Raw genomic sequence first — 11,294 nt, 5'->3', positions numbered from 1 at the left:
CGAAGCCGACCGTCGCCGTCGCCGACACCGACCTCCCCAACGCGTTCGCGACCGGGCGATCGCCGAGCCACTCCGCGGTCTGCGTCACGACCGGCATCCTGCGTCGGCTCGATGGCGAGGAGCTGGAGGGTGTGCTCAGCCACGAGCTCGCCCACGTCGCGAACCGTGACGTGTCGGTCATGACGGTGGCCTCGTCGCTCGGCCTGCTCGCCGGCTTCATCATCCGGTGGTTCCCGTTCATGTGTGGCGGTCGCGACCGCAACAACAACGCGGCCCTGATGTTCCTGGTCGTGTGGCTCGCGAGCCTGATCGCCTACTTCATCAGCTTCCTGCTGACCCGGGCGCTGTCGCGCTACCGCGAGCTGAGTGCCGACCGGTCGGGTGCGTACCTCACCGGCAAGCCCTCGGCCCTGGCCTCCGCACTCACCAAGATCACCGGAGACATGGGACGTATCCCCAGCAAGGACCTTCGCCAGGTCGAGAACATGAGCGCGTTCTTCTTCGCCACCCCGGCGTTCTCTCGCGACTCGCTCGCCGGCCTGATGAGCTCCCACCCGCCGGTGGAGAAGCGCCTCGAGCAGCTCGCCCACATCTCCGCCGATCTCGGCCGACCCCTCTGAGCCGGCGATGGGACTCTGGGATGCCCTGATGGGCCGATCGAAGCCGGCGCAGGCCGACCTCGATGCTCTGTTCGCGCTGCCCTCGGCAGCGATCACGCTCGACGCCGCCGCGTCGATCAAGCCGACCGGCATCGGGTCGGTGTGCTACCGGCAGACCGAGGGTGCCGCGTTCACCACGATGCAGGCCGACGTGCAGGAGCTCCTCGACGCCGACGGAGGGCCGAAGGTCGAGCGCACGATGGACCAGTACGGCTTCACGTGGCTCGTCGTCCAGCACGACCCCGAGGACGTCGGCGGGCTGGTGACCGACCTCCACGCCGTCAACAGCACCCTCGTCGACAACGGGTTCGGACCGCAGCTGCTCTGCTCGGTGGTCGACTTCGTCACTGCCGACGACAGGGCGCTCGGGCTCGTCTACCTCTACAAGCGCGGGACCTTCTACCCGTTCGCCCCGGCCGCCGAGCCGCGCCGTGACAACACCCTCGAGCTCCAGGTGCGGGGCATCGTCACCGACGACCTCCCGATCGAGAAGGACCTGGGCCGCTGGCTCGCGATCTGGGGCGCTCCCGGGCTCGGCGGCGGCACTCGATAGATTCCACCCCGGAGCGTCCGCCTGCCGCGACGCACCGTCGAACCCCGTCTCGCGAGGATCCCCATGAGCATCGACACCCTGGATCGTGACGCGCTCGGCTCGCTGCTGTCCGAGCAGCGCGCCGCCTACGAGGACCTGCGTGCGCGCGGGCTCACGCTCGACCTGACACGGGGCAAACCGTCCAGCGAGCAGCTGGACCTCTCCAACGGGCTCCTCGACCTGCCCGGCAAGGACGACTTCCGGGCCGCCGACGGCACCGACACCCGCAACTACGGTGGTCTGGAGGGCCTCCCGGAGCTTCGCGAGATCTTCGCCGAGCTCCTCGGGATCCCCGTCCCGCAGCTGCTCGCGCAGGGCAGCTCGAGCCTGACCCTGATGTACCAGACCGTCGCCTGGGCCATGCTGCACGGATTCACCGACTCTCCACGGCCGTGGGGGGCCGAGGAGACCGTCCGCTTCCTTTGCCCGGTGCCCGGGTACGACCGCCACTACGCACTGCTGGAGTCCCTCGGGATCGAGATGGTGCCGGTCGACATGACCGACGACGGCCCTGATGCGGACGCGATCGCGTCGCTGGTGGCCGACGACCCGACCATCAAGGGCATGTGGCTCGTCCCGACCTACGCCAACCCGACCGGTGGGGTGACCTCGCCGGAGGTCGCCGCGCGCCTCACGGCGATGCCGGCCGCGGCCCCCGACTTCCGGATCTTCTGGGACAACGCCTACGCCGTGCACCACCTGAGCGACGACGAGCTGAAGTCGGCCGATGCGCTCGCGCTGGCGGCTGCCGGTGGACACCCCGAGCGGGTCCTCGTCTTCGCCTCCACCTCCAAGATCACCTTCGCCGGGTCGGGAGTCTCGTTCTTCGGCAGCTCGCCGAGGAACGTCGCCTGGTTCAAGAGCCACCTCAAGTTCGCGTCGATCGGGCCCGACAAGGTCAACCAGCTGCGCCATGTGCGGTTCCTCCGCGACGCCGACGGGGTCCGCTCCCTGATGCGCCAGCACCGCGACCTCATCTCGCCCAAGTTCGCGGTCGTCGAGGAGGTGCTCTCGTCCCGGCTCGCTCCGTACGACGTCGCCACCTGGACGCATCCGCGCGGCGGCTACTTCGTGAGTCTCGACGTCGTCGACGGCACCGCCGCCCGGGTGGTCGAGCTCGCCAAGGGCGCCGGGATCGCCCTGACGCCGGCCGGTGCCTCGTTCCCGTACGGGCGCGACCCGCGCGACCGCAACATCCGGATCGCGCCGACGTACCCGTCGCTCGACGACCTGCGCCTGGCCATGGAGGGCCTCGCGACGTGCGTGCTGCTCGCGGCGGCCGAGAAGGCGCTGGCCTGACCGGTGCGTGTGCTGGTCGCCCCCGATGCGTTCGCGGGCACGCTGCGTGCACCGGAAGCCGCGGAGGCCATCGCCGAGGGCTGGCTCCGTACCGCGCCCGACGACGTGATGACGCTCGTGCCGATGTCGGACGGAGGCCCCGGGTTCGTCGACGTCCTCCACGCCTCCCTCGGCGGTGAGCGCCTCCTCGTCTCCGGAGTACGCGGGCCGCTCGGGGCGCTCGTGGAGGCGCCGCTGCTCCTCGTGGACGGCCTCGACGGCCGGTCGACCGCCTACGTGGAGTCGGCGACCGCGTGCGGTCTCGAGGCCGACCCCCGGCGCAGCCCCGAGGACGCGTCGACGTACGGCGTGGGCCAGCTGGTCACCGCGGCCGTCGACGCCGGGGCCGCCCGCGTCGTGGTCGGACTCGGTGGGAGCGCGACCACCGACGGCGGCGCGGGGATGCTCGCGGCCCTGGGCGCACGGGCCGACGTCGCGCTGGACGCTGGCCCCCGTGGCCTGACCGGGGTCGGCCAGGTGGACGTCACCGCGGCGAGCGAGCGGCTCGGAGACGTGGAGCTCGTCGCCGCCACCGACGTACGCAACCCGCTGCTGGGCCTCCTGGGCGCGGCGCGGACGTTCGGGCCGCAGAAGGGGCTCGACGACGCTGCCGTCATCAGGGTCGACGGGATCCTCGACGCTTTCGTGGTCGCGGTGTGCGGTCCAGGCCCGGCGCAGCGTCGCGTGGCCGATCGGCCGGGCGCCGGTGCGGCAGGCGGACTCGGGTTCGCCCTGCAGCTGCTCGGCGCCACCGTCGAGCCCGGCATCGGCATGGTCGCGCAGGCGGTGGGCCTCGCCGACCGCGCGCGCGAGAGCGACCTGGTGCTGACGGGAGAGGGCGCCTTCGACGTCACGTCGCGCGAGGGCAAGGTCGTCTACGGGGTCGCGGAGATCGCCGGCGGCGCGCTGCGGCCGTGCGTCGTCCTCGCCGGCCGGGTCGAGGTGGGAGCACGCGAACGCCGCGCGATGGGGATCGAGGCGGCGTACGCGATGGTCGACGTCGTGGGGGAGGCCGACTCCCTCGGCCGGCCGGCGGAGTCGCTGCGTCGGCTTGCCGAGCGGGTGGCGCGGACCTGGTCCGACCGCTGAACGGTCAGGTGGCCCTGTCGGACCCGCGACGTAGGGTAGGACGAGCCTTGCGGCACTGCGGCGTGATCCGAGTGTCGAGGTGACGTACGGTGGAATGAGACGGCGGGACCCTGCGTTCGACGTGGACAGCGCGCTCCATCCGGGCGGACCCGCACCAGAGACTTCGGGAGAACACATGACCGTGCAGAGCACCGACACCAGCGAGACCCTGACCGGTGTCAATCTTTCCGACGGCGCCGCCGCCAAGGTGAAGAGCCTCCTCGAGCAGGAGGGGCGCAACGATCTCGCACTCCGGATCGCGGTGCAGCCGGGCGGGTGCTCGGGTCTGCGCTACCAGCTCTTCTTCGACGAGCGCACGCTCGACGGCGACGAGACCCGTGAGTTCGACGGTGTCTCGTTGGTCGTCGACCGGATGAGCGTCCCCTACCTCCACGGCGCGACGATCGACTTCGTCGACACCATCGAGAAGCAGGGCTTCACCATCGACAACCCCAACGCGACGGGCTCCTGCGCGTGCGGAGACTCGTTCCACTGAGTCTCTGAGCCGGCCCTCCGGGGCGCTGACGTCACGACGGCCGTCCGAGTTTCTTCGGGCGGCCGTCGTCGTCGCTGCGCGGGTGTACGGTCATTCGATGCGAACTGGTACGGCTTTGAGTCGGTCAGCGGTCGCGGCTCTTCTGGGTGTGCTGCTCGCGACGGCCAGCCCCGCATACGCCGTCGGCGCACGAACGGCCCAGGAGGCCCCTGAACGCCCTCCTGGGCCGACGCGCGTCATGGTTGCCGGTGACTCCATCACACAGGGCCGCGCAGGTGACTACACCTACCGATACTGGCTCTGGCGCGGTCTTCGGTCGGTCGGGTCCACGATCGACCTCGTCGGCCCACGCCGGACCCTGGCGTACGACAAGACGAGCTATCTCGTGCCCGGTTTCGACCAGGACCACGCCGCGATGGCGGGGGCGACGACGGCTTCCCTCCTCGGTGGGGTCACCGAGGAGGTTGCGACACACCGACCTGATGTCGTCGTCCTGCTCATCGGCTTCAACGATCTGCGGATCCGTACGCCAGAGGCCGCCGCGGCGAACATCCGGACCTACGTCGAGCGGGTGCGTGCCGTCGACCCTGCGGTGGACCTGGTGATCGGCCAGGTCATGACCGGCATGAACCTCTCGACCGGCGCCCGAGACCGCGTACGAGAGACCGAGACGTTCAACGCGCTCGTCGCCGGTCTGGTGTCCGGGCTGAACACCCCGGACTCCCGCGTGACTGTCGCCCGGACAGCGCAGGGCTGGGACCCTCGGGTGCACACCTGGGACGGCATCCACCCGACGCCGACGGGGCAGACGCGGCTCGCCCAGCGCGTGGCCGACGGGCTTGTCGAGATCGGCGCCCTCTCTCGGCGTCCAGCGATCGATGCGGCGGTCTCGTGGCCGGCGAGGTTCGTCGTGAGCGGGCGAGGGACTAACCGGCGGATCGACCTCTCGTGGGACAGCACCACGATCGACGGTTGGTCGAACCGACTGCGGCACCGCCTGGTCGCGCCGCGGCTCGGCGCCTGGGTGACGACCTCGTGGGCGTCCGGCCAGACTCGATCGGTGACAGCACTGAGCGCCGGGGGGACCTACGAGGTCCAGGTGCAACCGCGGCGCGGCGCGATGATCGGCGCGTGGTCGGTGCCTATCCGGGTGCGCGCCACCGGGAGGGTCCCGCACAGGGTCCGCGGAGCGTCGGCCTCCTGGCGACGCGCCTCGCTGCGGGTGCGCTGGCGTGAGGCCGTCGTGTCGGACACCTACTCGCTGGCATACCGCAGCCGCACGGCTGCCGGCTCGTGGTCGACGTGGCGCAAGGCGTCTCGCGCCGGCCACCGCGCGAAGCTGGGCGTCCCGCGCCGTGCGATCATGGCGCAGGTCCGGATCACCGCCCGCAACGGCTACCTCACTGGGCCGGTCCGGACGCTCCGGACCACGCGCCCACGGTGACCATGCCTCGCCCTGGGCGAGGCTTCGCGACTATCGTGGGCGCGCACGCGTCCCGATTCGAGGAGCTCCGTTGAAGATCGCCGTATCCGGTTCCATCGCGAACGACCACCTGATGACCTTCAGGGGGCGCTTCTCCGACTCGCTCGTCGTCGACCAGCTCGACAAGATCTCGCTGTCCTTCCTCGTCGAGGACCTCGACGTACGCCGGGGAGGGTGCGGAGCCAACATCGCCTTCGGTCTCGCGGCGCTCGGCGAGGAGCCGGTCCTGATCGGGGCCGTGGGAGAGGACTTCGACGACTACCGCTCGTGGCTGGAGCGTCACGGTGTGGACTGCTCCGGTGTCCACGTGTCCGAGACCAAGCACACGGCACGGTTCGTCTGCACCACCGACGCCGCGCAGGCCCAGATCGCCACGTTCTACGCCGGGGCGATGGGCGAGGCCAGAGAGATCGAGCTCAAGCCGATCCATGACCGCGTGGGCGGCTGGGACATCGTCCTCATCGGTCCCGACGACCCCGAGGGCATGGTCCGCCACACCGAGGAGAGCCGTGCCCGTGGCTACCGCTTCGCCGCCGACCCGTCGCAGCAGCTCGCCTTCGCCGACGGCGCCCTGATCCGGTCGCTGATCGACGGTGCCGCCTACCTCTTCAGCAACGAGTACGAGGCCGCGCTCACGGAGAAGAAGACCGGGTGGAGCGCCGGCGAGATCCAGCAGCGGGTCGGGACCCGCGTGGTGACCCGCGGCGCAGACGGGGTCAGCGTCTACGAGGCCGACGGCTCGGTCATCGACGTCCCCGCCATCGCGGGGGTCACGCCCGTCGACCCCACCGGAGTCGGCGACGCCTTCCGGGCCGGCTTCCTCGCCGGGCTCGGCGTCGACCTCCCGCACGAGCAGTGCGCGCAGCTGGGTTGCGCCCTGGCCGCGAGCGTCGTGGAGACCACCGGCACGCAGGAGTACCGCCTCGATCGCGACAGCCTGATGGGCCGTCTGCGGACGCAGTACGGCGACGCGGCGGCCAGCATCGTAGTCGACCGTCTGCCCCGGTTCCGAGGGGACCTCTGAAGGTCAGTCCGACGGCTCTGGAGTAGGGTGCTGATGTTCGTGGTACGGACCTCAGGCGTTGCGTCAGCGGCGACGAGGACGCGCACCACGGTGTGATTCGAATCGAGCCAGAAAGGCGCCTGGTGGGTCAGGAACTCTTCGCGCGCGGCAAGCGGGCACAAGGCGAACGTCGTCGACCGGTCAGGTCGAAGACGCTCGGGCTCGGCTTCGTCGCTGCTGCGATCGTGCTGCTCAGTGGCTGTTCGCCAGACGATCCGAGCGCGTGGGGCCGCTTGGCGCTCCCGATCGGAGCCAGTGATCGTGTCGACGCCATGTTCGTCCTGTGGGTCGGCGCCTGGATCGCCTCCGCGGTCGTGCTCGTGCTCGTCCTGGGGCTGATCCTGTGGGTGATGGTCCGCTACCGTCGCCGGCCGGGCAACGAGGTGCCCTCGCAGCTCCGCTACCACCTCCCGCTGGAGGTCCTCTACACGGTGGCGCCGGTGATCGTCGTGGCGATCTTCTTCGCCGAGACCGTCACCGCCCAGAACAAGATGCTGGAGCGGGTCGAGGAGCCGGACCACACGATCACGGTCGTCGGCAGCAAGTGGCAGTTCACGTTCAACTACCTCGGTGAGGAGGCGACCGCCGGTCAAGACGTCTTCGACTACGGCGACACCTCCAACCCCACCGAGCTGTGGCTGCCCGTGGACGAGTCGGTCCAGTTCAACCTCGTCTCGCCGGACGTCATCCACTCGTTCTGGATCCCCGAGTTCTACTTCAAGATGGACGTCATCCCCGGCAAGGAGAACTCCTTCGACGTCACCCCGACGCGTGAGGGTGTCTTCACCGGTCGGTGCGCCGAGTTCTGCGGGCTCTACCACACCCGCATGATCTTCAAGGTTCACGTGGTCTCGCGTGACGAGTACGACGCCCACCTGCAGCAGCTTCAGGCGGCCGGGCAGATCGGTCAGCCCGAGGGCGGTGCCGAAGCCAGCCGGATCGCCGGGCTCGCCGAGGTGCAGAACCTAGAGACAGGAGAGTAGGAGTGACTGCAGTCGCAGAACCCCAGGCTGGGGCGACGCCTGAAGAGGTCACCCCGCCGAAGCCGTTGGGCAAGCGCGTCGTCGCCATGCTGACGACCACCGATCACAAGCAGATCGGCACGATGTACCTCGTCGCGTCGTTCGCGTTCTTCCTGATCGGCGGCATCCTCGCGCTGCTCATCCGTGCCGAGCTTGCTGTCCCCGGCACGCAGGTCGTCGACGAAGAGACCTACAACCAGCTCTTCACGATGCACGGCACGATCATGCTCCTCATGTTCGCGACGCCGTTGTTCGTCGGCTTCGCCAACTGGATCATGCCGCTCCAGATCGGTTCGCCCGACGTCGCGTTCCCGCGGCTCAACATGTTCAGCTTCTGGCTGTTCCTGTTCGGCAGCTCGGTCGCGGTCGGCGGCTTCTTCGTGCCTGGCGGCGCGGCCAGCTTCGGCTGGTTCGCCTACACGCCGCTGTCCGACTCGGTCAACTCACCGGGCATCGGCGGAGACATGTGGACCCTTGGCCTGTACATGTCCGGCCTGGGCACCATCCTCGGCGCGGTCAACTTCGTCACCACCATCTTCACGATGCGCGCCCCCGGCATGACGATGTTCCGGATGCCGATCTTCACCTGGAACGTGCTGGTCACCAGCCTCCTGGTTCTGATCGCGTTCCCGATCCTCGCCGCCGCGCTGCTCGCGCTCTTCGCCGACCGGCAGCTCGGCACCCACGTGTTCGACCCAGCGACAGGGGGGCCGGTTCTCTGGCAACACTTGTTCTGGTTCTTCGGGCATCCGGAGGTCTACATCATCGCGTTGCCGTTCTTCGGCATCGTCAGTGAGATCCTCCCCGTCTTCAGCCGCAAGCCGATCTTCGGCTACATCGGTCTGGTCGCGGCGACGCTGGCGATCGCGGCACTGTCGGTCGCGGTGTGGGCCCACCACATGTTCGTGACCGGGTCGGTCGACCTCGCGTTCTTCTCGTTCATGACGTTCCTGATCGCCGTACCGACAGGCGTGAAGTTCTTCAACTGGATCGGCACGCTATGGGGCGGATCCATCAGCTTCGACACGCCGCTGGTGTTCTCGCTCGGGTTCCTCGCCACCTTCCTCTTCGGTGGCCTGACCGGCATCATCCTGGCGTCGCCGGCGCTGGACTTCCAGCTGTCCGACACCTACTTCGTCGTCGCGCACTTCCACTACGTCGTGTTCGGTACCGTCGTCTTCGCGATGTTCGCCGGGTTCTACTACTGGTGGCCGAAGTGGACCGGGCACATGCTCAACGAGCGACTCGGCAAGATCCACTTCTGGTTGCTGTTCATCGGCTTCCACATGACGTTCCTGGTGCAGCACTGGCTCGGTGTCGAAGGCATGCCGCGTCGATACGCCGACTACTCGCCGTCCGACGGCTTCACGATGCTCAACCAGGTGTCCACGATCGGTGCGGCGGTCCTCGCGATCTCGACGCTGCCGTTCTTCTACAACGTGTGGGTCTCGCGTCACAACCCCAAGGTCGGCGTCGACGACCCGTGGGGCTGGGGCCGCTCGCTCGAGTGGGCGACCTCCTCCCCGCCGCCGCGGCACAACTTCACGTCGCTGCCTCGGATCCGGTCGGAGAGCCCTGCATTCGACCTGCATCACCCTGAGCTGTCGATGCTCGAGCATGCCGAGAACGACTTCGACAGCCCGCTCGCCGACGCCCCGAACCTCTCGGGGCACGAGGAGGCGATGCGCGAACAGGCCGACAACAAGCGTGAGGATGGTGGCAGCCGGTGAAGGCCGAGGCCTGGATCATCGCATCGATCTCCGTCTTCCTGGTGATCGTGTCACCGATCTACTGGATCGCCTCAGGCGACCCGACCGGGACGACAGCCCTGGTCATGGCCGCGCTGCTGGGTCTCCTGCTCACCTTCTTCCTGGGTGTGGTCGCCAAGCAGATCCCCGCGCGCCTCGAGGACCGCGACGACGGTGAGATCGCTGAGGGTGCGGGCGAGTACGGCTTCTACCCTCCGTGGAGCTGGTGGCCGCTGTGGGCGGCCCTGGCGATGCTGGCCATCATCCTCGGCCTGATCTTCGGCTGGTGGCTCGTCGTGATGGCGCTCCCGTTCGGAGTCATCGCCCTGGTCGGCTGGATCTACGAGTACTACCGCGGGCTCTACGCGCACTGATCCACGCGCCGGACAGACTTCGTACGGCCTCTCAAGGTAGCGATTGCTACCCTGAGAGGCCGTATGTCTGTTTCGTAGGGGGATCATGAAGAGACAAACCGGTCAGCGCGCGCTGCACGGTGGACGCCGATGGCTCGGCGTCCTCGTTGCGGGTGCTCTCATGGCGGGGTGCAGCGCCGTCGGCGGCAGCTCCGAGGGGGCAGGCGCCGAAGACGCGGAAGCCGATAACGCTGGCGACTCCAACGCCTCGTCGTCGCCGTCGCCCACGCCGGCGACCGAGGTGACCATGAACGTCGAGGAGGGTGCCCGCGCCGTCCCGGTGGACACCGCGATCACCGTGGGAGCGACCAACGGCACGATCACGGCAGTGTCGGCCTACTTCGGCAAGCGCGCGACCAAGAAGTCCTCTGTTGCCGGCGATCTGACGGCCGACGGGAGTGCCTGGACGGCCAAGGGTCTCCTCGAGCCCGGCAAGCGCTACACGGTCGCCGTCAGCACCCGTGACGAGGACGGCAACGTCGACACGACGACCCGTACCTTCCGGACCCAGTCTCTGACGCTCGACCAGCAGGCGTACGCCTCCATCTCGCCGAGGAGCGGCGCCACCGTCGGCGTGGCGATGCCGATCATCGTCCGATTCGACCTCCCGGTGTCGCGGCGGGCCGAGGTCGAGAAGCGCCTCGCAGTGACGTCTACACCGAAGGTGGAGGGCACCTGGAGCTGGATCAGCGACTCCGAGGTCCACTTCCGTCCGAAGAGATACTGGCCGGCAGGCACCACGGTCAAGGTCCACGCAGGCATCAACGGCGTCCGTACGGCCAAGGGCGTGTGGGGCCAGGAGGACCGCGACACCAGCTTCTCGGTCACCAAGCGTGCGGTGACGACGGTGGTGGACGTCGCGCGGCACAAGGCGACGGTCAGGATCAACGGCAAGGTCGCGCGGGTGATCCCGGCGACCACCGGCAAGCCCGGCTTCCAGACCCGCAACGGCACCAAGGTGATCATGGAGAAGTATCCCGTCAAGCGGATGGACGCCGCGACGACGGGCATCGCCGAAGGCTCGTCGGAGTACTACAACATCGAGAACGTCCGGTATGCGATGCGAGTGACCAACTCCGGTGAGTTCATCCACGCCGCGCCGTGGTCCGTGGGCTCACAAGGCTCGGCGAACGTGAGCCACGGGTGCACCGGCTTGAGCACGAGCAACGCCTCGTGGTTCTACGGGATCTCCCACATCGGGGACCCGGTGAAGTTCATCCGCTCCGACCGCAAGGTTCTCGAGCCGCAGAACGGCTGGACGGACTGGAACGTCTCGTACGCCCAGTTCGCGAAGGGCTCGGCCCTCTCCTGACCCCTCCGCCCCGCGGGTCACGGTCTGCGCCGCGCGGGGC

At 68.9% G+C, this 11,294-nt stretch carries 11 protein-coding genes; all 11 read left to right on the top strand.

Annotated elements, in window-relative coordinates:
• Positions 1-620 (top strand): M48 family metalloprotease (locus tag PV363_RS11285; RefSeq protein WP_301022362.1); only part of this gene is annotated, 620 nt, incomplete at its 5' end.
• 28 nt (positions 621-648) lie between these two features.
• Complete coding sequence (locus PV363_RS11280; RefSeq protein ID WP_255559405.1) at positions 649-1,212, top strand: hypothetical protein; 564 nt, start codon at positions 649-651, stop codon at positions 1,210-1,212.
• A 63-nt stretch (positions 1,213-1,275) separates the two neighbouring features.
• Positions 1,276-2,550, top strand: a complete 1,275-nt coding sequence (locus PV363_RS11275) for an aminotransferase class I/II-fold pyridoxal phosphate-dependent enzyme (RefSeq protein WP_301022361.1) — start codon at positions 1,276-1,278, stop codon at positions 2,548-2,550.
• Between the two features lie 3 nt (positions 2,551-2,553).
• Positions 2,554-3,678, top strand: a complete 1,125-nt coding sequence (locus PV363_RS11270; RefSeq protein ID WP_220365792.1) for a glycerate kinase — start codon at positions 2,554-2,556, stop codon at positions 3,676-3,678.
• A 175-nt stretch (positions 3,679-3,853) separates the two neighbouring features.
• Positions 3,854-4,213: an iron-sulfur cluster insertion protein ErpA gene (erpA, locus tag PV363_RS11265; RefSeq protein WP_220344334.1), complete on the top strand. Its 360-nt coding sequence runs from the start codon at positions 3,854-3,856 to the stop codon at positions 4,211-4,213.
• Between the two features lie 238 nt (positions 4,214-4,451).
• The gene (locus PV363_RS11260; protein WP_301022360.1) at positions 4,452-5,657 is read left to right on the top strand and encodes a GDSL-type esterase/lipase family protein; all 1,206 of its coding nucleotides are present in this window, start codon (positions 4,452-4,454) and stop codon (positions 5,655-5,657) included.
• Positions 5,658-5,727: 70 nt separating this feature from the next.
• Positions 5,728-6,720, top strand: coding sequence for a carbohydrate kinase family protein (locus PV363_RS11255; protein ID WP_220344336.1), 993 nt, complete (start codon positions 5,728-5,730; stop codon positions 6,718-6,720).
• A gap of 122 nt (positions 6,721-6,842) precedes the next feature.
• Positions 6,843-7,742, top strand: coding sequence for a cytochrome c oxidase subunit II (gene coxB, locus PV363_RS11250; RefSeq protein ID WP_301022359.1), 900 nt, complete (start codon positions 6,843-6,845; stop codon positions 7,740-7,742).
• A gap of 86 nt (positions 7,743-7,828) precedes the next feature.
• Entirely contained in the window at positions 7,829-9,511 is a 1,683-nt protein-coding gene (gene ctaD, locus PV363_RS11245; RefSeq protein WP_220344731.1) for a cytochrome c oxidase subunit I, read from the top strand.
• Complete coding sequence (locus PV363_RS11240; protein WP_220344337.1) at positions 9,508-9,903, top strand: cytochrome c oxidase subunit 4; 396 nt, start codon at positions 9,508-9,510, stop codon at positions 9,901-9,903. The genes ctaD and PV363_RS11240 overlap by 4 nt, the downstream gene beginning before the upstream one ends.
• 85 nt (positions 9,904-9,988) lie before the next feature.
• The gene (locus tag PV363_RS11235) at positions 9,989-11,254 is read left to right on the top strand and encodes an Ig-like domain-containing protein (RefSeq protein WP_220347024.1); all 1,266 of its coding nucleotides are present in this window, start codon (positions 9,989-9,991) and stop codon (positions 11,252-11,254) included.
• Positions 11,255-11,294 lie beyond the last annotated feature (40 nt).

This window comes from Mumia sp. (genome assembly GCF_028803055.1).
Taxonomy (GTDB): domain Bacteria; phylum Actinomycetota; class Actinomycetes; order Propionibacteriales; family Nocardioidaceae; genus Mumia.
This window is presented reverse-complemented; position numbering and strand designations above follow the sequence as displayed.